Here is a 23735-nt window from a genome sequence, read left to right as displayed (position 1 = left end):
GTACAACTCGCCGATTATTTATGCAACCAGGTTTGTACCCAGGGGTGGGGAGGCCAGTGGGAGCGTGGACCCCTCAGGCGGCTGCATGGTATGCGCATTGTTGCCCCGGCGCAGCCGCTCGCGGCTGTTGGACAGGTGGGTGCGCATGGCCGCGCGGGCGGCCTCGGCGTCCTGGCTGCGGATGGCGTTGTAGATGTTCTCGTGTTCGCTGTTGACCCGCTGCAGGTAATTGAAACGGCCCTCGGGCGCGCTGTGCGCCGTGTTCACGCGGGTGCGCGGGATGATCATGGTGCCCAGGTAGGTCATCAGGTCGGCGAAGTGCCGGTTGCCGGTGGAGCGGGCCACTTCCATGTGGAACTGGAAGTCGGGCGGCACCGCGTCGGAGTCCAGGCTGATGGAGTCGTGGAAGGCGCGCAGGGCGGCCTCCATGGCCTTGAGGTTTTCGGGCGTTCTCCTCTGGGCGGCCAGGCCCGCGGCCTCGGTTTCCAGGCTGATGCGCAGCTCCAGCACCGAGATCACGTCGGCCACCGTAGCGAAGTCTTCGGCTGTGATCTTGAAGTTGCCGGCGTTCTGCGGCTGCAGCACAAAGGTGCCGATGCCGTGGCGCGTCTCCACCAGGCCCGAGGCCTGCAGCTTGGACAGCGACTCGCGCACCACGGTGCGGCTGACGTCGAAGCGGGCCATAATTTCGGCTTCGGTGGGGAGCTTTTCACCAGGCTGAAGACGCCCCTCGCGGATGCTGCCGGCCAGGCTTTCAACGATTTCGCCCACCAGCCCACGGGGCCGGCGCATGCGTGCAGGCTCACCGTGAAAGGCAGGCGTAAGCACTGCTTCCGGGCGACTAGGGGTTTTCCTTGAGTCCATTAAAAAACCATTGACAAGCTAGGGGGCGAAACCGAGAATTCTAAGTCATCAGACAACCTATGACTGATGCAGTTCTAGGTTGACTTTAACAAACTCCAAAAAAAAGTCCAGTGTTTGTCCGCATTGATGACGGCATCGGATCCAGAACCCAAAAATGACCATCAAAGTTCACGAAAAACTGTTGTTGACCGGCGCCGCCGGCGGTTTGGGCAAGGCCCTGCGCGAGCGCCTGAAGGCCAATTGCTCGGTGCTGCGCCTGTCGGATGTGCAGCCGTTCGGCGCCGCGGCGGCCGGTGAGGAAGTCGTCCTGGCCGATCTGGCCGACTCCGTAGCAGTGCACACCATGGTCCAGGGCGTGGACGCCATCGTCCACCTGGGCGGCGTCTCGGTGGAAGGGCCTTTCGGCCCCATCCTGCAGGCCAACATCCTGGGCGCCTATAACTTATATGAGGCAGCGCGCAAAAACGGCGTCAAGCGCATCGTCTTCGCCAGCTCCAACCACGTCACCGGCTTTTACCGCCAGGACCAGACCATCAACGCCGACCACCCGCCGCGCCCGGACGGCCTGTACGGCCTGAGCAAGGCTTTCGGCGAAGACCTTGCGCGCCTGTATTTCGACCGCTACGGCATTGAAACCGCCTGCGTGCGCATCGGCTCCTCTTTTGCCGAGCCCAAGGACCGCCGCATGCTCGCTACCTGGCTGAGCTTTGACGACCTGCACCGCCTGATCACCGCCTGCCTCACCACGCCGGTGCTGGGCCACAGCATCATATTTGGCATGTCCGACAACGCGGTCACCTGGTGGGACAACAGCCGCGCCCGCCACATCGGCTACGTGCCCAAGGACAGCTCCGACATCTTCCGCGAGGCGGTCTATGCCCGCACACCCGCGCCCGACCTGAAGGACCCGGTTGCCCAGTACCAGGGCGGCGGTTTTGTCGTGGCCGGCCCCTTCGGCGACTGAGCGGCAGGCATTCGCATGAGTGAACTGCAGGTCGAACTGGTTCTGGATGCGCGCAACGGCGTGGGCGAAAGCCCCGTCTGGGACGCGAATGAGCAAGCGCTGTACTGGGTCGATATCCCGGCGCGCCGGTTGTGCCGCTGGAGCGTGGCCGATGCCGCGCTGACCGAATGGCTGGCCCCTGAAATGCCCGCCTGCATCGCCCGGCTGGGCAACACGCGGGACTGGATTGCCGGCGCCGAAAGCGGCGTGTTCCGCCTGAGCCCCGGGGCCGGCGGCCGGCTGGGTTTTCAGCGGCTTGCCGATGTGACCCACGCCCAGGCCGGCATGCGTTTTAACGACGGCCGTTGCGACAGGCAGGGGCGCTTCCTGGCTGGCACCATGCAGATGAACATGGCCGCCGGCGCGCGCGTCGGCAGTATCTACAGTTACCAGGGCGGCGCCCTCAAGGTGCTGCTCGAAGGCTTCATCACGCCCAACGGCATGGCCTTCAGCCCGGACGGCCGTACCATGTACCTGTCCGACTCGCACCCTTCGGTGCAGTCGGTCTGGGCCTTCGACTACGACACCGGCACCGGCACGCCGTCGAACCGCCGCCTTTTCATCGACATGAACCCGCTGCCCGGGCGGCCCGACGGCGCGGCCGTCGACGCCGACGGCTGCTACTGGATCTGCGGCAATGACGCAGGCCTCATTCACCGCTTCACGCCCGCCGGCAAGCTGGACCGCTCCCTGGCCGTGCCCGTGAAGAAGCCCGCCATGTGCGCCTTTGGCGGCGCCGGGCTTGACACCCTGTTCGTGACATCGATACGCCCCGAAGGTGTCGATTTATCTGACCAGCCGCTGGCCGGTGGTGTGTTCGCGTTGCGCCCCGGCGTGCGTGGGCTGCCCGAGCCGGCGTGCCTGTATTAAAAGTACCAAAAAAGTTTCCGTTCCCGTTTCCACCACCAACCTAGAGGATGAGACATGAAGATTAAAAAAACACTGTTCGCAGTCGCTGCCGCCCTGGCGGTAATGCCGCTGGCCGGTTTTGCCACGGAATTCCGCTCGTCGGACATTCACCCCGACGGCTACCCCACGGTTGAGGCCGTCAAGTTCATGGGTGAGCGCCTGAAGGTGCTGACCAACGGCAAGCACAGCATCAAGGTGTTCAACAACAGCGCCCTTGGCAGCGAAAAAGACACGATCGAGCAAACCAAGATCGGCGCACTGGCGATGACCCGCGTGAACATCGCGCCGATGAACAACATCTGCCCTGAAACGCAAGTCCCGACCATGCCTTTCCTGTTCCGTTCCAAGGAACATATGCGCCATGTGCTCGACGGCCCTATCGGTGAACAGATCCTGGCTTCTTGCGCACCCCAGGGCTTTATCGGCCTGGCCTACTACGACAGCGGCGCGCGCAACCTGTACACGGTCAAAAAGCCGGTTCGTTCGCTTGCCGACGCCAAAGGCCTGAAAGTGCGCGTCCAGCAGTCGGACCTCTGGGTTTCCCTGCTCGAAGCCATGGGCGCCAACGCGACCCCCATGCCTTTCGGCGAGGTGTACACCGCGCTGAAGACCGGCCTGGTTGACGCCGCCGAAAACAACTACCCCTCGTATGAAAGCTCGCGCCACTTTGAAGTGGCCAAGTTCTACTCGATCACCGAGCATTCGATGGCGCCTGAAATGCTGCTGTTCTCCAAGCGCACCTGGGACGGCCTGAGCGCCGACGACCAGAAGGCCGTCCGCCAGGCGGCGAAGGAGTCGGTGCCCTACATGCGCAAGCTGTGGGACGAGCGCGAGGAAAAATCGCTGGCTACCGTGAAGGCCGGCGGTGCCGAGATCATCCAGGTTGACAAGGTGTCTTTCCAGAACGCCATGAAGCCCGTGTATGACAAGTTCATCACCGACGCAGCGCTGAAGAGCCTCGTCAAACGGATCCAGGACACCAAGTAAGTCCTGATCCCCGCGCCGGCCCTGCCTTGAGGGGCTGGCGCGTTTTTTTTCGGCAATTCTTCATTCTTGCCGCTTAGCAAGTTTTCCCTGGGGCGGCTTCCACGTCCGCACTTTATATGTATACAAAAATTTGTCGCCGGCTCGCCCGGACTTGCATGTGGCTGGGCATACTCGGCCTGGTGGCGGTGATTTGCGCCGTCAGCTGGCAAGTGTTTGGCCGTTATGTCCTGAACAACACCCCGACCTGGGCGGAGAGCCTGGCTTTGTTGCTGGTGTTGTACGTCACCATGTTCGGCACGGCTGTGGGCGTTCGAGACGCCGGCCACATCGGGCTTGAATCCTTCCTGGTCCTCGCGCCTGAAAGCATCCGCCTGAAGATGGAATACCTGATTCACGCGTTGGTATTGTTGTTCGGCGCCGCCATGGCCTACAACTGCGCCTCGCTGGCCCAGTCCGTGTGGAGCTATCGCCTGCCCACCCTGTGGATTTCCGAGGGATGGCGCTATGTTCCCGCAACCATTGCGGGCGTTCTCATTGTGATGTTCTCCATCGAGCACATCATCGCGCTCGCCAAGGGCGAAGAAGTCGAACCAGCCTGGGGCTAAAAAAATCATGACTATCCCATTGTTGATCCTTTGTATTTCCTTCACGCTCTTTCTTTTGCTGGGCGTGCCGGTGGCGTTTTCCATCGGCCTGTCCGCGCTGGCCACGCTGCTGTACGAAGGCCTGCCGCTGGCGGTTGGCTTCCAGCAGATGACCTCGGGCATGGGCATCTTTTCCTTTCTCGCGATTCCGTTTTTCATCTTCGCCGGTGAGCTGATGCTTTACGGCGGCATCGCCGACCGCATCGTCAACCTGGCCCGCAACCTGGTCGGCCATGTGCGCGGCGGCCTGGGCATGTCCAACGTCGTAGCCTGCACGCTGTTCGGCGGCGTTTCCGGTTCCCCTGTTGCGGACGTGTCCGCCATGGGCGCCGTGATGATCCCGATGATGAAAAAAGAGGGCTACCACGCCGACTACGCGGTCAACGTGACCACGCATGCCGCACTGGTGGGGGCCCTGATGCCGACCAGCCACAACCTGATCATTTATTCGCTGGCCGCCGGCGGCAAGGTTTCGATTGCCGCGCTGATCCTGGCAGCCCTGCTGCCCGCTGCCATCCTGACCATCTGCAACCTTGCGGCGGCCTATCTGGTCGCCGTGAAACGCGGTTATCCGGCCGGCAGTTTCCCGGGATGGGCGATTGTCTGGCGTTCGCTCGCCGCGGCACTGCCGGGCCTGATGATCGTCGTGCTGATTCTCGGCGGCATTTTGTCGGGTATCTTCACCGCCACCGAATCGGCCGCCGTTGCGGTGCTGTATGCGCTGGCGCTGACCATCTTCGTCTACCGCACGCTCAAGTGGGAACACTTCATCAAGGCCGCCTCCAAGGCCGTCAAGACGACCGGCGTCATCCTGCTGCTGATCGGCATTTCCAGCACCTTCGGTTACCTGATCAGCCTGTACGGTGTGGCCGAGCTGACGGGCCAGATGCTGTCCCAAATCAGCAGCACACCCTGGGTGATCTTCCTGCTGATCAACATCATCCTGTTCGTACTCGGAACCTTCCTGGATATGGCCGCCACCATCCTGCTGTGCACGCCGATTTTCCTGCCGATTGCCCAGCACTATGGCATGAGCTCGGTGCAGTTCGGCATCGTGATGCTGATCAACTGCGCGCTGGGACTGAACACGCCGCCGGTGGGGACGACCCAGTTTGTGGGTTGCGCGATTGGCGGCGTTTCGGTCGGCACCGTGATGCGCACCATCTGGCCTTTCTATGGCGCGCTGATTTTCGCGCTCGCATTGGTCACGTTTGTACCCGCCTTCTCCATGTGGCTGCCCAGCCTGTACATGACGGTCGGCCAGTAAGGAAATAGCATCACCATGGCCGCACCGCTTCACATCCGCATGCATCCTCGCGACAACGTCGCGATCGTCGCCAACGACGGCGGCCTGCCCGAGGGCAGCGTTTTCGAGGACGGCCTGCGGCTGGTGGAGCGCGTTCCCCAGGGCCACAAGGTGGCGCTGGTGGACCTGCCCAAGGGCGCCGCGGTGCTGCGCTACAACGTGCCCATAGGCTATGCGTTGAAAGACATTCCCGCGGGCAGCTGGGTGCATGAGCGCCTGCTCGAAATGCCCGATGCGCGCACGCTGGAGAACCTGCCCAAGGCCACGGTGCGGCCCGAGCCCTTGCCGGCGCTGGAAGGCTATACCTTCGAGGGCTTCCGCAACCCGGACGGCTCCGTCGGCAGCCGCAACATCCTGGCCATCACCACCACGGTGCAGTGCGTGGCCGGCGTGGTGGACTTCGCCGTCAAGCGCATCAAGGCCGAACTGTTGCCGCGTTTCCCGAACGTGGACGACGTGGTGGGGCTGGAGCACACCTACGGCTGCGGCGTGGCCATCGACGCGCCCGACGCCATCATTCCCATACGCACCCTGCGCAACATCAGCCTGAACCCCAACTTCGGCGGCGAGGTGATGGTGGTGAGCCTGGGTTGCGAAAAATTGCAGCCCGAGCGCCTGCTGCCGCCGGGCAGCATACAGATCGTCGACGAGCGCAATGTGGCCGACGTGGGCACCAGCGCGGAAGCCAAGCTGGACGTGGTCTGCCTGCAGTCCGAAAACCACATCGGCTTCATGTCCATGATCGACTCCATCATGGAGACCGCCCTGCTGCACCTGGAGCGGCTCAACGCGCGCAGGCGCGAGACCGTGCCCGCGAGCGAGCTGGTGGTCGGCGTGCAGTGCGGCGGCAGCGACGCGTTCTCCGGCGTGACGGCGAACCCGGCGGTGGGTTTTGCCACCGACCTGCTGGTGCGCGCCGGCGCGACGGTGATGTTCTCCGAAACCACCGAGGTGCGCGACGGGATAGATCAGCTGACCTCGCGCGCCAGCACACCCGAAGTGGCTGACGCCATGATTCGCGAGATGGCCTGGTACGACGCTTACCTGCAAAAGGGCAAGGTGGACCGCAGTGCCAACACCACCCCGGGCAACAAAAAAGGCGGCCTTTCCAACATCGTCGAAAAGGCCATGGGCTCCATCGTGAAGTCGGGCAGCGCGCCCATCAGCGGCGTGCTCTCGCCCGGCGAGAAGGTCAAGCAAAAAGGCCTGATCTACGCCGCGACGCCCGCCAGCGACTTCATCTGCGGCACGCTGCAGCTGGCCGCCGGCATCAACATCCACGTTTTCACCACCGGCCGCGGTACGCCTTACGGCCTTGCCGAAGTGCCCGTCATCAAGGTCGCCACACGCAGCGACCTGGCGCGGCGCTGGCACGACCTGATGGACATCAACGCCGGGCGCATCGCCGACGGCGACGCCACGATCGAGGAAGTGGGCTGGGAGCTGTTCAAGTTCATGCTGGACGTGGCCAGCGGACGCAAGAAAACCTGGGCCGAACAATGGAAGCTGCACAACGCGCTCGTGCTGTTCAACCCGGCGCCTGTGACGTGAGCCGGCATCACCCCCAAAACAGAAATAAGCAGAAATAAACAGAAGGAGACAGAGCATGTTCATCGTTCCAAAAAACCTGCGCGCGCTGCGCCTGGCTTTTCAATTGCTCGCAGCGGCCGGCCTTTCGGCTTTTGGCGGCACGGTATCCGCGGCCACCTGGGTCTATGTGTCGAACGCCGACAGCCAGGAAATTTCAGTGCTCGAGCTGGACCGTGCCCAGGGCACGCTCAAGCCTGTCGAGACCTTGAATGTGGGCGGGACCGTGATGCCCATGGCCGTGAGCCCGGACAAGCGCTTCCTTTATGCGGCATTGCGCTCCCAGCCTTTTCGCGTCGTGAGCTTTGCCATCGACGGCGCCAGCGGCAAGCTGCGCAAGCTGGGGGAGGCGTCCCTGGCCGACAGCATGGCCAACATCGATACCGACCTGACCGGCCGCTGGCTTTTCGCGGCCTCCTACCCGGGCCACAAGATCACCGTCAACGCCATCGACAAGGAAGGCAAGGTCGGCGCCATCCAGCAACTGATTCCCGGCATCGCGAATGCGCACGCCATCCATGCGGACTCGGCCAACCGTTTTGTGCTGGCCACCAGCCTGGGCAACGACAACGTCTCCAGCTGGCGCTTTGATGCCGCCACCGGCGTGCTCTCGGCGAATGAACCTGCGCTGACCACGACCGCCGCCAAAGCCGGCCCTCGCCATTTTGTCTGGGACAAGTCGCATCGCTTCGTCTACCTGCTGGATGAACTCGACGCGCAACTCCATGTGTTCGGCTGGGACGGCGCTCGCGGCACGCTCAAGCTGCTGCAAACCCGCACCACGCTGCCTGCTGGTTTTACCGACAAGCCCTGGGCCGCAGACCTGCACCTCACGCCCGACGGCCGTTACCTCTACGCGTCGGAGCGCACCTCCAGCACGCTGTCGGCCTTCCGTGTCGACGCCGCCACCGGCTTGCTCGAGCCGCTGGGCCAGATGCCCACGGAAAAAACCCCGCGCGGTTTTGCCATCGATCCGCAGGGCCGGTACCTGATCGCGTCGGGCCAGGACTCGCACAGCGTGTCCGTTTACGCGATCGATGCCGCGACAGGCGCTCTGGGCGCACCCAAGCGCCTGCCTGTGGGCAAGAACCCGAACTGGATTGAAATTGTCGAGATGCCCTGAGTGCGCGAACACTCCATACACCCGGCCACATCACCCCGATACACCTGAAGGAGACACCCTCATGCAACGCCGCACCCTGATCACCACCGCACTGGCCATGGCCGGCCTTTCAACGCTGCCCGCCTTCGCCCAGGGCAACTGGCCGACCGGCAAGCCCATCACTTACATGGTGCCCTTCGCTGCGGGCGGCACCACCGACGTGCTGGGCCGGCTGATTGGACAGAAGCTCGGCACCGTGCTGGGCACCACCATCATCGTCGACAACAAGCCTGGAGCGGGCGGCAGTGTCGGTTCGGAAGTCGGCTCGCGTGCCGCGCCGGATGGCTACACCCTGGTCGGCGGCACGGTCAGCTCGCATGCGATCAACGTCAGCCTGTATCCCAAGATCGGCTATGACCCCATCAAGTCCTTTGTGCCGGTCACGCTCATCGGCACCAACCCGCTGGTGCTGGTGGTCAACCAGGCCAGTCCCTACAAAACCTTGAAGGACGTGCTCGAAGCCAGCAAGGGCAAAAGCGGCGGCCTGTCGTCGGCCTCGGCCGGCACCGGCACGTCGCAGCATCTCTCGCTGGAGTTGCTGGCCTTCCGCTCCGGCGTGAAGTTCACGCACGTGCCTTACAAGGGCAGCGGCCCGGCCATCCAGGACGTGATTGGCGGGCAGGTCGACATGATGTTCGACACCAGCGTGGTGGCCGCGCCGCACGTGCAAAGCGGCAAGCTGCGTGCAATTGCGGTGACCTCTGCCAGCCGGCTCGCCTCCATGCCTGATGTGCCGACAGTGGCCGAGTCCGGCCTGCCGGGCCTGGCCAATTTTGAGCTGCTGTCGTGGCAGGCGATTTTTGCGCCGGCCGGCACGCCCGCGCCTATCGTCGACCGCCTGCACAAGGAGATTGGCCGCATCCTGGCGGAACCCGAGATGCAGGGAAAACTCAAGGGCTTCGGCATGGAGCCGGCCAACATGACGACGACCCAGATCGCCGCCTTCCAGCGCGCCGAAGTCGCCAAGTGGGCGCAGGTCATCAAGGCCGCGAACATCAAGGCTGAATAACACCGCTTGCCCCCGGCAACCCGTCGGCAATCGAATCCAACAGACATCGTAGAAGCAAACACCATGACACAAGCAACTCCTTACCAACCGTATCCCAATAGCTTCAAGCGCGACCTGCTGGCCGGAAAAAAACTGATCGGCTGCTGGTCGTCGCTGGCCAACGCCATTACCACGGAGGTGCTGGGCGTGGCCGGTTTCGACTGGATTCTTCTGGACGGCGAACATTCGCCGAATGACGTAGGCACCTTCATCCCGCAACTGATGGCGCTCAAGGACAGCCCGAGCGCGCCCTTTGTGCGTCCCACGTCCAACAACCCGGTGGAAATGAAACGCCTGCTCGATGCGGGGTTCTACAACTTCCTCGTGCCTTTTGTTGAAAGCGCCGACGAGGCTCGCCAGGCCGTTGCCGCCACGCGCTATCCACCCCAGGGCATACGCGGGGTTTCGGTATCCCAGCGCAGCAACCGCTACGGTACCGTGCCCGAGTACTTCAAGGGCATCAACGACCAGATCTGCGTCGCGGTGCAGATTGAAAGCAGCGCCGGTGTGGCCGCTGCGCGCGCGATTGCCGAGGTGGAAGGCGTGGACTGCATTTTTGTGGGCCCTTCAGACCTGGCCGCCGGCCTGGGCCATCTGGGTAACGCGGGGCATCCCGATGTGCAAAAAGCCATCGCCAGTGTGTTCGCCGATGCCAAGGCCTGCGGCAAGCCCACGGGCATTCTGGCGCCGGTGGAAGCCGACGCGCGGCGCTACATGGAAATGGGCGCCACTTTTGTTGCCGTGGGCAGCGACCTCGGTGTGTTCCGTGCGGCCACGCAAGCCCTGCACGACCGCTACCGCACCTGATCGCACCTGGTATCGCGCCGCATGTGCGCATTGTTTTCCGACTGATTTTTAGACTGGAGTATTTGAATGAGCAAGCTTGGATTTATCGGCCTGGGCATCATGGGCAACCCGATGGCGGCGCACCTGATCGCGGCGGGGCACGAGGTTTTCATGACCACGCTGGGCAAGGTGCCCGCGGAACTTTTGACCGGCAAGGGCAAGGCTTGCGATTCCATCACCGACGTCGTCAAGCAGGCCGACATCATCTTCCTGATGCTGCCCGACACGCCCGATGTGGCCAAGGTGCTGTTCGGCGAAGGCGGCGTGGCCGCCTCGCTGACCAAGGGCAAGACCGTGGTGGACATGAGCTCCATCTCGCCCATGGACACCAAGGAATTCGCCAAGAAGATCAACGCCCTGGGCTGTGACTACCTGGACGCTCCGGTGTCCGGCGGCGAGGTCGGCGCCAAGGCGGCCAGCCTCACCATCATGGTCGGCGGCCCGCAAGCGGCCTTCGACCTCGTCAAGCCGCTGTTCGAGTTGATGGGCAAAAACATCACGCTGGTGGGCGGCAACGGCGACGGCCAGACCTGCAAGGTGGCCAACCAGATCATCGTGGCGCTGAACATCGCGGCCGTGGGCGAAGCCCTGCTGTTCGCCAGCAAAGCCGGCGCCGACCCGGCCAAGGTGCGCCAGGCGCTGATGGGCGGCTTCGCCTCGTCGCGCATCCTGGAAGTGCACGGCGAACGCATGATCAAGCGCACCTTCGCACCGGGCTTCCGCATCGGCCTGCACCAGAAGGACTTGAACCTGGCACTCAGCGGCGCGCGCACCCTGGGCCTGGCCCTGCCGCAAACGGCGAGCGCCGCCCAGCTGATGCAGGCCTGCGCCGCCAACGGCATGCAGGACCTGGACCATTCCGCATTGGTGCGGGCGCTGGAACTGCTAGGCAACCACGAAGTCGCGAAATCGGCATAAACCAGATAGACCAGACAAGACAGGCGCGTGCGAGGAGCCCGGCAGAGGCTCCCGGCGCGACGGAGGGGTCCTTCCGTTTTGAGAACTTCAGGAGACAGTATGGCTATCAATCGACGAGAACTTATCGCGGCCTCATTGGCTGCGGGCATGGGTGCCGCAAGCGGCGCCGCGAACGCCCAGGCCGGATGGCCGTCCAAACCGATACGCCTGGTGGTGCCCTATCCGCCGGGCGGCTCTTCGGACATCATCGCGCGCGCCATTTCGCAGCCGCTGTCCGAGGCGCTCAAGCAGTCCGTTATCGTGGACAACAAGGCCGGCGCCAACGGCAACCTGGGCGCGGACATCGTGGCCAAATCCGCCCCTGACGGCTACACGCTGCTGCTGTGCGACACCGGCGCGCTGGCCATCAGCCCCTCGGTCTACCCCAAGCTGGGCTTTGATCCGTCCAAGGACCTGCGCGGCGTCACCATGCTCGCCTATTCACCGCACCTGCTGGTGGTCCATCCCTCGGTGCCCGCGAGCAACCTCAAGGAACTCGTGGCCCTGTCGCATAAGACCGAGCTGAATTTCGCGGTGACGGCCATGGGCAGCGCGCCGCACCTGGCCGGCGTGGCGGTCGAGCGCGCCAGCAAGGCCAAGTGGCAGTACATCCCCTACAAGGGCGGCTCGCAGGCCGTCAGCGACACCATTGCGGGGCAAACGCAGATTTTGATGAACGGCATGTTGGCCACCTTGCCGCATGTGCAAAGCGGCAAGCTGAAAATCCTCGGCGTCTCCAAGAGCACGCGCATGCCGCTGATAGGCAATGTGCCGACGCTGGCCGAGCAAGGCCTGGCCAACTTCGAATCCGGCACCTGGCAGGGCCTGTTGGTGGCCAACGGCACGCCGGCAGCCATCATCAACCGCCTGAACACCGAACTTATCAAGATCATTCGCAGCCCCGACATACGCGCCAAGCTCGCGGGGCAGGGCGCCGAAGTTGTAACCATGACGCCGGCGCAGCAGGACAGCTTTTTCAACCAGGAACGAAGCCGTTGGGCCAAGGTGGTGTCAGACGCCAACATCAAGCTGGACTGAAAAACGCTTGCGTGAATTAGTGGTGATATCGCCTGATATCTTTTGATGAAGGCGAGTCATCCGTGCGAAGATCCCTGCAGGGATTTGAACACTGACACACTACGAGCCAGCCCGCAGAGGCGGCCGTTAGCCCCACTCCAGGAGACAAAATTGCGTATATCTTTCAAGGGGCTTTTATGCCTCTCCTTCGCGCTGTGCGCGAGCGCCGCGATGGCCCAGACCAAGTTAAGGGCCTGGAACATCCACCCCGACGGCTATCCGGTCACCGAAGCCATGAAGAGCTTTGTGGAGCAGGTCGCCAAGAGCACCGGCGGCCGCTACAACATCGAACTCTTCAACAGCGGCGCATTGGGCGACCAGCCCAAGGCGGTGCAAATGCTCAAGAGCGGCGAAATCGACGTGGCCGAGTTCAGTTCGGGCCCCTTGTCGGACGCCGTGCCAGGCATCAAGGTGCTGAACCTGCCTTTCCTGTTCACCGATTCGGCCCACATGTTCCGTCACCTGGACGGCAAGCTGGGCGGGCGTTTTTCCGCCAACCTGAAGGCCGCCGGCTTTGTGGTGCTGGGCTGGTATGACGGCGGAGGCCGTTCGTTCTATTGCGTCAAGCCCGTCAACAACCTCCGCGACCTGGCCGGCATGAACATCCGCGTGCAGCAGTCCGAGGTCTACATCGAGATGGTCAAGCTCATGGATGCCAAACCRGTGGCCTTGCCGTTCAAGGACGTGCTTGGCGCCCTGGAGCAGGGCAAGGTCGATTGCGCCGAGAACAACCTGCCGTCCTATGAATCCACGGGGCATTACAAGGTGGCCAAAAACGTCTATGTGACCAACCACGTGATCTCGCCCGAGGCCCTGGTGGTGTCGACCAAGCTGTGGGACAAGCTCAGCAAGGAAGACAAGGCCGCCTTCAGTGAGGCTGGCGCAAAATCCGCGATCCTGATGCGCGAGCTGTGGAACAAGCGCGTCGCCGCGGCCCTGGAGGCCACGACCAAGCAGGGCTCGCAGTTCGTCAAGGTCAGGGACGCATCACCCATGGTCAGGCGCATGGGGCCGCTGTACGGCAAGTACATGGCCGACCCGACCACGCGGGAAGAATTGCTGACGATTATTTCCAAGTGAGCGGGCCGGACGCTTCCCTGTTGCTCGATCCGGCGCGTTTTGCGCGCGAGATTGACGGCAAGCCCGTCAGGCTGTTTACCCTGCGCAACCAGCGCGGCATGGCGGTTTGCGTGACCAACTACGGCGCGAAGATCGAGCAGGTGCTGGTGCCTGATCGCGACGGTCGTTTCGACGACGTGGTGTTGGGCTACGACAGCATTGAGGGCGTGGTGGGCGGCTCGCCTTCCGTGGGGGCCTTTGTGGGGCGCTACGCGGGACGCATAGAAAACGCGCGCTTCACCCTCGGCAGCGTGGAGCATCAGCTGGCCGCCAACAACGGCCCGCACTGCCTGCACGGCGGCCTGCGGGGCTCGCGCTTCCAGGTCTTTGATGCAGTGCAAACCGACGGCGCCAGCGTGGAGATGCGCTACGTGTTCGCCGATGGCGAAGAAGGCTTTCCCGGTGCGCTGGCCCTGCGCGTGGTGTACCGCGTAACAGAAGCCAACGAATTGGCGCTCGATTACGAAGCCGTGGCGTTGGACGCGCCCACGGTCGCCAACTTCACCACCCATGCTTTTTTCAACCTCGAAGGCGCGCAGAGCACGAGTGCGCTGGGCCACGAGCTGACGATTTGCGCAAGCCGCTATTTCGGGATGACTCCCGAGCTGATCGCCACGGGCCAACTGCTTCCGGTGGCGGGTACGCCGTTTGATTTCCGTGATCCGGACGTGCTTGCCAGGCGTGTGGGCAAACCGCAGGGCAATGGCGGAGTTGCCGGGTATGACGACTGTTTTGCGATAGACCGCGATACGGCCAAGGCCGGCGAGCTGGCGCTGTGCGCGCACGTGCGCGCGCCGGCCGGCGGCCGCGTGATGGAGGTCTGGTCGACCGAGCCCGCCATGCAGTTTTACACCGGCATGGTAGCCGGCGAGCCGTTGGCCGGCGGGGCGGGCAAGGGCGGCAGGCGCTACCTGCAGCAGCAAAGCCTGTGCTTTGAACCGCAGGCTTACCCCAACGCGCCCAACATACCTGCTTTCCCCTCAGCGGTCTACCAGCCGGGCCAGCCCCGCCAGGGCCGCACCTTGTACCGCTTCAGCACTTCATAACCGCAGACGGCTTACGCGTGTCAGAATGCTCCGGCAACAAACAGGGAGCCGAACATGAACATGCGGTGGTTGAAGCTGGGGTGGATGCTGGGGGTCTTGTGGGCGGCGCAGCTCGCCGCCTGGCCTGCTTGGGCGCAGCAGCCCGAACGTGTGCCGCCGCAGATCGTCAAGCTGCCATTGCTGGTCGACGGCAAGCAGCTTGAGGTCGTCACCCATCTCTACAAACCCGAAGGCGAAGGCCCGTTTCCGCTGGTGATTTTTTCCCATGGGCGCGCGCCGTCGCGCGTCGACAGGGCCAAGCTTGAATACCCGGTGCTGGTGGGGCACGCGAATTACTGGCTGCGCAAAGGGGTGGCCGTGATTGCGCCGGTGCGGCCCGGCTACGGTGACACGGGCGGCTTTGACCGGGAAGACTCAGGTGCGCGCTGGAGCGGCAGCGTCTGCAGCGGAAACCCCGATTTCACGGGTGTCGCCAGCCGGGCCGGGCAGACCGTGGTCGCGCTGCATCACTGGGCGCTGCAGCAACCCTGGGTGCGCAAGGACAGGCTGCTGCTGGAAGGGCAGTCGGTGGGCGGCATGACCACGGTGTCGGTGGCCGCGCTCAACCTGCCGGGCGTTGTCGGCGCTGTCAATTTCGCGGGTGGCTCGGGCGGCAATCCCGAAACGTCGCCCACCAAAAGCTGCAGCCCGGACAACATGCGCAAGACCTACGACGAGCTCGGCAAGCTGGTCAAGGTTCCCAATCTGTGGCTCTATGCAGAAAACGACCAGTTCTGGGGCGCCGAGGCGCCGCGCCAGTGGCACGAGGCCTTCAAGGCAGGCGGCAGCGACACGCAATTCATCCAGACCGGGCCGCTCGCGGGGCACGACGGGCATTCATTGCTGACCTACGGCGGCAAGATGTGGTCGGTTCCGCTGGATGCATTTGTGCGCAAGATAGGGCTGACAGCCCCCTGAGTTTCTAAGAACCTGTTCACGGTCTAAACGGGGCCGCGTTGGGGTGCAATCGGGATGAGTGGGCCGACCGGGCACGCCGCATGGGCTAATGCCCATGCAAGGGCCTGGGTGGCTCAATCGCCCGATTTCACCCCAACCCGGAGGGCAAGWGCCTTCTCGGGCGGTCTGCGGCGTTGCGGCGCTAGCCCATAGGTGAACTATGGGCGTCGCACCGCGCCTTGCATCCCATCCCGAGAAGGCGCTTGCGCGGCCCCGTTTAGACCGTGAACAGGTTCTTAGGCGTAAAAAAGCCCGGCGCCTTGCGGGGCCGGGCTTTTGGGGGAAAGCGCGTTTACAGCGTATCGATAAAGCTGCGCAGCTTGTCCGAACGCGAAGGGTGCTTGAGTTTGCGCAGCGCCTTGGCTTCTATCTGGCGGATGCGCTCGCGCGTCACGTCGAACTGCTTGCCGACTTCTTCCAGCGTGTGGTCGGTGGACATTTCGATACCGAAGCGCATGCGCAGCACCTTGGCTTCGCGCGGCGTCAGGCTGTCGAGGATGTCTTTCACCACATCGCGCAGGCCGGCCTGCATCGCGGCTTCCAGCGGTGCGGTATTGGCGCTGTCTTCGATGAAGTCGCCCAGGTGCGAGTCGTCGTCGTCGCCGATCGGTGTTTCCATGGAAATCGGCTCTTTGGCGATCTTCATGATCTTGCGGATCTTGTCTTCCGGGATTTCCATCTTGGCGGCCAGGATGCTGGCATCCGGCTCGAAACCGAATTCCTGCAAGTGCTGGCGCGACAGGCGGTTCATCTTGTTGATGGTCTCGATCATATGCACCGGGATCCGGATGGTCCGCGCCTGGTCGGCGATGGAGCGCGTGATCGCCTGGCGAATCCACCAGGTGGCGTAGGTCGAGAACTTATAGCCGCGGCGGTATTCGAACTTGTCGACGGCCTTCATCAGGCCGATGTTGCCTTCCTGAATCAAGTCGAGGAACTGCAGGCCGCGGTTGGTGTACTTCTTCGCGATCGAGATCACCAGGCGCAAATTGGCCTCGATCATCTCTTTCTTGGCGTCGCGCGAGTTGGACTCGCCTTCGTTCATGCGCTTGTTGATGTCCTTGAGCTGGGCCAGCGGCACCACCACGCGGGCCTGCAGTTCGGCCAGCTTGGTCTGAAGTTCCTGGATGGGCGGCACGTTGCGCGCCATCACCACCGACCAGGGCTTGCCGGCGGCAACCTGCTTTTCAACCCACTTCAGGTTGAGCAGGTTGGGCGGGAAGTCCTTGATGAAGACTTCCTGTGGCATGCCGCACTTCTCGACGATGATGCGGCGCAGCTCGCGCTCTTTCTTGCGCACGTCCAGCACCTGGCCGCGCAGCATGTCGCAGAGCTTTTCGATGGTCTTGGCGGTGAACCGCACGGTCATCAGCTCGTCGCTCAGGGCTTTTTGCGCCTTCACATAAGTGGGCGTGCCGTAGCCTTCCTTGTCGTAGGTCTTGTGGACCTTCTCGAACAGGGTGGCGATTTTGTCGAAGCGGCTGAGGGCTTCCTTCTTGAGTTCTTCAAGCTTTTTGGTCAGGGCCTTGGAGCCGCCCTTGCCGTCGTCGTCGTCTTCCTCGTCGAATTCGTCGAAGTCTTCCTCGGCCACGTAGTCGTCGGCCTCGTTGGGGTTGGAGAAACCGTCGACCACGGTGGAGATGACGATCTTGCCTTCGCGGATTTCCTCGCCCAGGCGCATGATTTCAGCGATGGTGGCGGGGCTTTCCGAGATGGCTTCCATCATCTTCATGAGGCCGCCCTCGATGCGCTTGGCGATCTCGATTTCGCCTTCACGCGTGAGCAGCTCGACCGTGCCCATTTCGCGCATGTACATGCGGACCGGGTCGGTGGTGCGGCCGAATTCGCTGTCGACGGTGGACAGCGCCGCTTCGGCTTCTTCTTCGGCTTCCTCTTCGGTCGCGACCGTGGGGCCGGTGTTGTTCAGCAGCAGGGTTTCGGCGTCGGGGGCCTGCTCGTACACGGCCACGCCCATGTCGTTGAGCATGTTGACCACGACTTCCAGCGTTTCGGCGTCGACCAGCTTGTCGGGGAGGTGGTCGGAGATTTCGCCGTGCGTGAGGTAGCCGCGCGTCTTGCCGAGCTTGATCAGGGTCTTCAGGCGCAGGCGGCGCTTGAGCATGTCTTCTTCGGAGAGGACGGTTTCGTCCAGGCCGAATTCCTTCATCAAGGCGCGTTCCTTCGCCTTGCTGATCTTCATGCGCAGCGGTTTGACCTTTTCGGTCGTTTCCGCCACGGGTTCGCCGACCAGGTCGTCTTCAATGTCGGACAGGTCGAGGTCTTCGCCGTCCTTGGGCGCGGCGGTGGCGCTCTTGGGCTTGCGGCCGCGCTTGGCGCCGGTGGTGGCGGCAGGCGCGCTGCCGTCGGCCGCCGGGTTCTTGGGCGGGCGGCCGGGTTTCTTTTTCACGGGCACGTCGGCAGGGGCGGCGAGGGGCTTGGATTCGGGGCTGGACTTGGTCGGCACGGCAGGAGCTTTCTTCAGGGGCAAATCGGAAATCGCGGATTTCGCGGTTTTCAGGGGGGCTTTGCTCACCAGGGCATTGGGTTTGCTGGGTTTGACAGAGATAGCGGTTTTTCCGGGTTTTTCAACCTTGCCGCTCTTGGCGGCGGGCTTTGCGGCCACCTTGGCCACGGACTTGGCCGAGGCTTTGGCGGCTGCTTTGACTGGAGGCTTGCCTGAGGGCCGGGCCGCGGCTTTGGACGCCGTCTTGGCTTTGGGCTTGGCGGCGGCTTTGGGCTGCGCGCTTTGCGGCTTCTTGGACGTGCTCGGCTTCTTCGGCTTGGCAGTAGGCATGGGACCTCCAGTTGTCGGAAATTGTTCTAAATATCGATCAGCTACCAGTAAACAAAAATGCGCCTTGGCGCCTGCGCAAAACACAGGCACGGTGACAAGGATTCAGGGTCAGGAACGGAGAGGACGGAAAAACAGGCCGGGCAGCACCAGGGGTGCGTTGCGGTTTATTTTTCCGGGCAAGCTGTTTGGGCGAACATTTGGTGTGCAGTCCTTGCGGAATTCCCTGGGGAAGTGGCCGTCTCATCTGTGAGTAACCCGAAGTTTCGGGGTGGCCGGGCCGGAGGTGCTGCTGTCGCGCTTGCCGTCGAAAATCGGATTATACCCTGTTGCCTGTTTTTTGGGCGGTTTTTGCCGTGGAAAAACAGCTATTTTTACGGTCTTGGCGAGCCTAGCGTGTCGTGTCGGCCGGGGTTTTGAGGCTCGCGAGCAATTCCAGGTAGCGCTGGCGGGCTGCGGGGTCGGTGGCGGCGCGGGCCGCCAGCTCGCTCATTTCCTGCTGGCGGCGCAGGCGCAGCAACTGGTCCAGGATGTTTCTCACCTCGGTCCAGTCGCTTTCTATGCCTTCGGGAATCTGCGCGATTTGCGCCGTGGCGTGCCTCTCGTAAGCGTGGCCGCGCAGGCCCTCGCGCAGGGCCGCCCAGGGCTGGGGGCCGTGTTCGTGCAACTGGCTTTCCAGCCAGACAAAGAGCGGGCCGTGGGGCTCGGGCAGCTCGACCAGCAGGTGGTGCTCCTCGGTGCTGAGCCTGTCCCAGGTCTGGGCCTCGGTCAGCAGTAGCCGGAGCACGCGGTCTTCGCGGCTGGCCGGCAGGATGCGCCCGGCCACGCGGCGCGGTGCCCGGGTGTTGCTGCCGCGCTCGCCAAAGCTGCGCCCCGGGGCCGATGGGGGCGGATAGCCGGAAGACCCCGAATACCCGGACGGCTCGGAGGCACTGTAGTCGCGCTCCTCGAGATAGTCCGGCGGGTAGTTCCTCGGGTCGGGCATCTCTTCATGGCGCACGGGGGCCGGCGCGGCGTCCTGCCTATGGCCCTTGCCTCCAGAGCGCGGGCCGCCGCTGTTTTTGCCGCCGGATTTGTAGCCGCTAGCGGCGGGCTGCCACAGCTGCAGCAGCTCGCGGCTGTCGATCAGCACCTTGTCGGCGATCTCGGCCAGCAGCTGGCGCTTTAAGGCACCGTCGGGCATCAGGCTCCACAGCGGGCGGGCATTGCTGGCCATGTGGGCGCGGCCTTCGGCGGTGTCCAGGTCGCATCCCTCGGCGGCGGCTTCCAGCAGGAAGCGGCTCAGCGGCACGGCCTTGCTGACGTAGGCCGCGAAGCCTTCCTTGCCGTGTTCGCGGATGTAGCTGTCGGGGTCGTGCTCGGCCGGCAGAAACAGGAATTTGACGGTGCGCACGTCGGTGGCAAAGGGCAGGGCGGCGTCCAGCGCCTTGCGCGCGGCGCGGCGGCCTGCGCTGTCGCCGTCGAAGCTGAAGACCACGGAATCGGTGAAGCGGAACAGCTTTTGCACATGGTCGGCCGTGCAGGCGGTGCCCAGCGTGGCTACCGCGTTGGCAAAGCCCAGCTGGGCCAGCGCCACCACGTCCATATAACCTTCGGTGACCAGCGCGTAGCCGTGCTCGCGCAGGGCGGTGCGGGCTTCGAACAGGCCGTAGAGTTCGCGCCCCTTGCTGAAGACCGGGGTTTCGGGTGAATTGAGGTATTTGGGTTTGTCGTCGCCCAGCACGCGGCCGCCGAAGCCTATGCATTCGCCCTTCACGTTGCGGATGGGGAACATGACCCGGTCGCGAAAGCGGTCATAGCGTTTGGCTTCGCCGGCGGCGTTTTCCTCGCCGGGCTCGCCGGTGATGACCAGGCCGCTTTCGACCAGCAGCGGGTCGTTGTAGTCGGGAAACACGCTGGCCAGGCTGCGCCAGCCCTCGGGTGCATAACCCAGGCCGAAGGTTTTGGCGACTTCACCCGAAACGCCCCGGCCCTTGAAGTAGTCGATGGCGCGCTCGGAGTTGCGCAAGGCCTTGATGTAGGCGATGCCGGCTTTTTCGAGCACGCTGGTGAGCGTGGCCTGCTGCTCGCGCATCTGCGCGGCGCGGGCACGGTCCTGCGGCGAGACGTCGTCCTCGGGGACCTGCAGGCCGTATTGCTGGGCCAGGTCCTTGACGGCCTCGATAAAGGTCATGCCGGCGTGCTCCATCAGGAAGCTGATGGCATTGCCGTTCTTGCCGCAGCCGAAGCAGTGGTAGAACTGCTTGGACGGGCTGACACTGAAGGAGGGCGATTTTTCGCCGTGGAAGGGGCACAGCCCCATGAAGTTGGCGCCGCCCTTTTTGAGCTGCACATGGCGGCCCACGATGTCCACCACGTCGGCGCGCGCGAGCAATTCCTGGATGAATGTTTGTGGGATGGCCATGGGGAGGAAGGGGGGTCAATTTAGCACACGCGTCCCTGGCCGGGGGCTGCCGGCCCCTATGGCCTTGAAGGGGAATGGGCGCCGGGCTGACACGCATTGGCGGCATCCGGTGGCAGCGGGGCGGCCCGGCAGTTTCCACAATGGGCTTTTCCCTGCCGCCCCGGGAGCGGGGTTTCCAATGATGCTTGCCCCCAATCTCGCCTATGTTTTCAGTCATCCCGGCGCCTTCGCGCTGCGGGTGCTCAAGGGTTTTCGCGCCAACCAGGGCTTGCTGCTGGCCGGCGCGGTGGCCTATTACGCGCTGCTGTCCATCGTCCCGCTGCTGATCCTGATCGCCATCGCGCTGTCGCATGTGATAGCCCAGGAGGCCTTGCTGGAGGCGCTGGGCCGCTACATCGGCTGGCTTGCGCCGGGGCAGGGCGGCTTCATCACGGCCGAGCTGGCCAACTTCCTGGCCCACCGCGAACTGCTGGGCTGGGTTTTGCTAGCGACCATGCTGTTTTTCAGTTCGCTGGCGTTCACGGTGCTGGAAAACGCGATGTCGGTCATCTTTTTGCACCGTGTGGCGATCCGGCGCCGGCATCTGCTGGTGTCGGCCATCCTGCCCTATTGCTACATCCTGTTTGTGGGCCTGGGCTTGCTGCTGGTAACGCTGGTGTCGGGGAGCCTGGAAGCGCTCGGCGAAAAAAGTCTGGACTTCCTGGGCTGGGAATGGTCGCTCAGCGGGTTTTCCGGCGTGCTGCTGTATTTGCTGGGCCTGGCGGGCGAGGTGCTGCTGCTGACTTCGCTGTACATGGTGATGCCGGTGGGCCGATTGCAATGGCGGCATGCGCTGCTGGGCGGCGTCACCGCCGCGCTGCTCTGGGAGCTGACGCGGCATTTGCTGGTGTGGTATTTCTCCACGCTGTCGCAGGTCGGCCTGGTCTACGGCTCGCTCACCACCGCTATCGTGGTGCTGCTGAGCCTGGAAGTCGCGGCCACCTTGCTGCTGCTGGGCGCGCAGGTGATTTCGGAGTACGAGCGCCTGGGCACGGGCCGGCAGGACCAGCCCGCCAAACCCATGCGGCTGGGCTGATGTGCCCTTAGTCTCCCAGCACCAGGCCTTCGCGCCGGGGGTCGGCGCCGCCGAAGAAGCCCTCCGGCGTTTTCTGGATGGCCTGCAGGCCGCTGGTCATGGTTTGCTCACGCACCTCGGCGCCGCGGCTGCGCAGCGCCTCGACGGTGGCCGGCGAGAAGCGTTTTTCTTCCAGGATGCTGGGGCCGTTGAGCGAGCCGAAGTTGGGCAGGTCAATTGCCTGCTGGGCGTTCAGGCCCCAGTTCAGCGTGCCGTAAAGCGTCTTGGCCGTGAAGTGGATGATGAGCGCGCCGCCGGGGCTGCCGCCGCTCATGACGAGCTGGCCCGTGTTTTTGTCGAAGACCAGCGTGGGGGCCATGGACGAGCGCGGGCGCTTGCCGGGCTGCACGCGGTTGGCCACGGGTTTGCCCTCGGCGTCCGCCGGGGCGAAGCTGAAGTCGGTGAGTTCGTTGTTGAGCAAAAAGCCGCCGGCCTTGCCGGTGCCGCCGTCGGTCATCAGGCGCGAGCCGAACTGGTCTTCAATCGTCGTCGTCATGGCGATCGCGTTGCCGTAGCCGTCGATGATGCTGATGTGCGAGGTGCCGTACTCGGGCTGGTCGGGCATGGGCGCGTACGCCGTCTTCACCACGCCGGGCACGCCGGGTTTGGCGGTCTTCATGCTGGGGCCTGTGGGCTGTATCAGTTTGGCGCGCTCGCTCAGGTAGGCCGGAGCCAGCAGGCTCATCCAGCTGCCGCCCGGCGGCTGCACAAAGTCCGGGTCGCCCAGGTACTGGCCACGGTCGGCAAAGGCCAGGCGCGAGGCTTCGGTGTAGAGGTGCAGCCAGTCGGCCGAAGGTGTGGGCGAGACCGAGCCCGGGACGCCGCCGCTGCCGGTGACAAGGCCCAGGGTGCTTGCCGGCGTGTTGTTCAGGATGCCCAGGATTTGCCCGACGGCAATCGCGCCCGAGCTGGGTGGCGGCATGCCACAGAGGCGGTAGGCCTTGCCGGCGGCGCTGTAGTCCGAGCAGATCGGTTCGCGTTTTTTCGGCTGGTAGCCGGCCAGGTCGGCCAGGGCCAGTTTGCCGGGGTTGGTCGGGTGGCCCTGCACCTTGGCGACGATGGCCTGCGCCACCTGGCCTTCGAGCAGTGCGTTAGATCCCTTGGCCGCGATCTGGCGCAGCACCTCGGCCAGGGCCGGGTTGCGCAGGGTCTGGCCCACGTCCACCGGGCTGCCGTCGGGTTTGTAAAAGTAGGCTGCGGCCGTGGCGTCCTTCTTCAGGTGCTGCTCGCCCTTGAGCAGGGTGTTCAGGCGCGGGCTGACCTTGAAGCCGCCTTCGGCGAGCTGGATGGCCGGCGCGAACAGCTGGGCCCAGGGAAGCCGGCCGTACTGCTTGTGGGCCATCTCCAGCATGCGCACGGTGCCGGGTGTGCCGACGGAGCGGCCGCCGACCACGCCGTCGTAAAAAGCCAGGGGCTTGCCGTCGGCGCCGATAAAGAGCTTTTCATCGGCGGCCGCGGGCGCGGTTTCACGGCCGTCAAAGGCCTCGACCTTGCCGCCGCTGGCATGCAGCAGGAAGGCGCCGCCGCCTATGCCGCTGGACTGCGGCTCCACCAGTGTGAGCACCATCTGCACGGCAATCGCCGCGTCTATGGCCGAGCCGCCGGCCTTGAGCACCTGGTAGCCGGCATCGGTGGCCAGCGGGTTGGCGGCGGCCACGGCGAACTTCTTCGTGGCCCAGCCTGGCTTGGGCGTGAAGCCCGAAGAACCTTCTGGCTGCATGTACTTGGCGCCGCGCGCGACTTCGTCGGCCGGGACCTGGTAGGTGAAGGAGGAGGGGCTGCTGGCGCAGGCGGCCAGCAGCGCGGTGGCTGCGAGCGCCGGGAAGGCGTGTCTCATGGGATATCCTTGAATGTCGTTGTTGCTTGTCGGGGGTC

General features: G+C 64.0%; 19 protein-coding genes. 15 read left to right on the top strand and 4 right to left on the bottom strand.

The genetic code is table 11. The annotated features are described in order from the left end of the window. Positions 1–18 precede the first annotated feature (18 nt). Positions 19–792: a FadR/GntR family transcriptional regulator gene (locus AC1DXS_RS16165; RefSeq protein ID WP_477738496.1), complete on the bottom strand. Its 774-nt coding sequence runs from the start codon at positions 790–792 to the stop codon at positions 19–21. Between the two features lie 226 nt (positions 793–1018). On the opposite strand from AC1DXS_RS16165, the gene AC1DXS_RS16160 reads away from it, so the two are divergent. The 14 genes from AC1DXS_RS16160 (at position 1019) to AC1DXS_RS16095 (ending at position 15512) form a co-directional block, all read left to right on the top strand. Further along, positions 1019–1828, top strand: a complete 810-nt coding sequence (locus AC1DXS_RS16160) for an NAD-dependent epimerase/dehydratase family protein (RefSeq protein WP_477738495.1) — start codon at positions 1019–1021, stop codon at positions 1826–1828. A gap of 15 nt (positions 1829–1843) precedes the next feature. Beyond that, the gene (locus AC1DXS_RS16155; RefSeq protein ID WP_477738494.1) at positions 1844–2737 is read left to right on the top strand and encodes an SMP-30/gluconolactonase/LRE family protein; all 894 of its coding nucleotides are present in this window, start codon (positions 1844–1846) and stop codon (positions 2735–2737) included. A gap of 54 nt (positions 2738–2791) precedes the next feature. Then, the gene (locus AC1DXS_RS16150; protein WP_477738493.1) at positions 2792–3763 is read left to right on the top strand and encodes a TRAP transporter substrate-binding protein; all 972 of its coding nucleotides are present in this window, start codon (positions 2792–2794) and stop codon (positions 3761–3763) included. A 116-nt stretch (positions 3764–3879) separates the two neighbouring features. Then, the gene (locus AC1DXS_RS16145) at positions 3880–4368 is read left to right on the top strand and encodes a TRAP transporter small permease (protein WP_477738492.1); all 489 of its coding nucleotides are present in this window, start codon (positions 3880–3882) and stop codon (positions 4366–4368) included. Between the two features lie 7 nt (positions 4369–4375). Further along, positions 4376–5674 carry a TRAP transporter large permease gene (locus AC1DXS_RS16140; RefSeq protein ID WP_477713416.1) on the top strand — a complete coding sequence of 433 codons (1299 nt, stop codon included), beginning with the start codon at positions 4376–4378 and terminating at the stop codon, positions 5672–5674. Positions 5675–5689: 15 nt separating this feature from the next. Continuing rightward, entirely contained in the window at positions 5690–7264 is a 1575-nt protein-coding gene (gene garD / locus AC1DXS_RS16135) for a galactarate dehydratase (RefSeq protein ID WP_477738491.1), read from the top strand. A gap of 55 nt (positions 7265–7319) precedes the next feature. Then, positions 7320–8423 (top strand): lactonase family protein, encoded by a 1104-nt coding sequence (locus AC1DXS_RS16130; protein WP_477738490.1) that lies wholly within the window; start codon positions 7320–7322, stop codon positions 8421–8423. 61 nt (positions 8424–8484) lie between these two features. After that, positions 8485–9471: a Bug family tripartite tricarboxylate transporter substrate binding protein gene (locus AC1DXS_RS16125; RefSeq protein WP_477738489.1), complete on the top strand. Its 987-nt coding sequence runs from the start codon at positions 8485–8487 to the stop codon at positions 9469–9471. Between the two features lie 63 nt (positions 9472–9534). Next, entirely contained in the window at positions 9535–10317 is a 783-nt protein-coding gene (garL, locus tag AC1DXS_RS16120; protein ID WP_477738488.1) for a 2-dehydro-3-deoxyglucarate aldolase, read from the top strand. Positions 10318–10383: 66 nt separating this feature from the next. Then, positions 10384–11274 (top strand): 2-hydroxy-3-oxopropionate reductase, encoded by an 891-nt coding sequence (glxR, locus tag AC1DXS_RS16115; RefSeq protein ID WP_477738487.1) that lies wholly within the window; start codon positions 10384–10386, stop codon positions 11272–11274. Between the two features lie 99 nt (positions 11275–11373). Continuing rightward, positions 11374–12351 (top strand): Bug family tripartite tricarboxylate transporter substrate binding protein, encoded by a 978-nt coding sequence (locus AC1DXS_RS16110; protein ID WP_477738486.1) that lies wholly within the window; start codon positions 11374–11376, stop codon positions 12349–12351. Between the two features lie 210 nt (positions 12352–12561). Then, the gene (locus tag AC1DXS_RS16105; protein WP_477738523.1) at positions 12562–13470 is read left to right on the top strand and encodes a TRAP transporter substrate-binding protein; all 909 of its coding nucleotides are present in this window, start codon (positions 12562–12564) and stop codon (positions 13468–13470) included. Next, positions 13467–14555 (top strand): aldose epimerase family protein, encoded by a 1089-nt coding sequence (locus AC1DXS_RS16100; protein WP_477738485.1) that lies wholly within the window; start codon positions 13467–13469, stop codon positions 14553–14555. Before AC1DXS_RS16105 ends, AC1DXS_RS16100 begins: the two co-directional genes overlap by 4 nt. Before the next feature lie 54 nt (positions 14556–14609). Continuing rightward, the gene (locus AC1DXS_RS16095) at positions 14610–15512 is read left to right on the top strand and encodes a dienelactone hydrolase family protein (protein ID WP_477738484.1); all 903 of its coding nucleotides are present in this window, start codon (positions 14610–14612) and stop codon (positions 15510–15512) included. Between the two features lie 331 nt (positions 15513–15843). Here the strand turns inward: AC1DXS_RS16095 and rpoD are convergent, their stop codons facing one another. Further along, positions 15844–18345 (bottom strand): RNA polymerase sigma factor RpoD, encoded by a 2502-nt coding sequence (gene rpoD, locus AC1DXS_RS16090; RefSeq protein WP_477738483.1) that lies wholly within the window; start codon positions 18343–18345, stop codon positions 15844–15846. Between the two features lie 388 nt (positions 18346–18733). Next, complete coding sequence (gene dnaG / locus AC1DXS_RS16085; protein ID WP_477738482.1) at positions 18734–20746, bottom strand: DNA primase; 2013 nt, start codon at positions 20744–20746, stop codon at positions 18734–18736. A 181-nt stretch (positions 20747–20927) separates the two neighbouring features. Here dnaG and AC1DXS_RS16080 point away from each other — a divergent pair, with 181 nt between their 5' ends. Next, positions 20928–21821, top strand: a complete 894-nt coding sequence (locus tag AC1DXS_RS16080) for a YihY/virulence factor BrkB family protein (protein ID WP_477738522.1) — start codon at positions 20928–20930, stop codon at positions 21819–21821. Between the two features lie 7 nt (positions 21822–21828). On the opposite strand, the gene ggt is transcribed toward AC1DXS_RS16080, so the two are convergent. After that, positions 21829–23697, bottom strand: a complete 1869-nt coding sequence (gene ggt / locus AC1DXS_RS16075) for a gamma-glutamyltransferase (RefSeq protein WP_477738481.1) — start codon at positions 23695–23697, stop codon at positions 21829–21831. Between the last annotated feature and the right edge of the window lie 38 nt (positions 23698–23735).

The organism is Polaromonas sp. P3_B1 (genome assembly GCF_056402935.1).
Note: the sequence above shows the minus strand (reverse complement) of the source record. Positions and strands in the feature narration are given on the sequence as shown.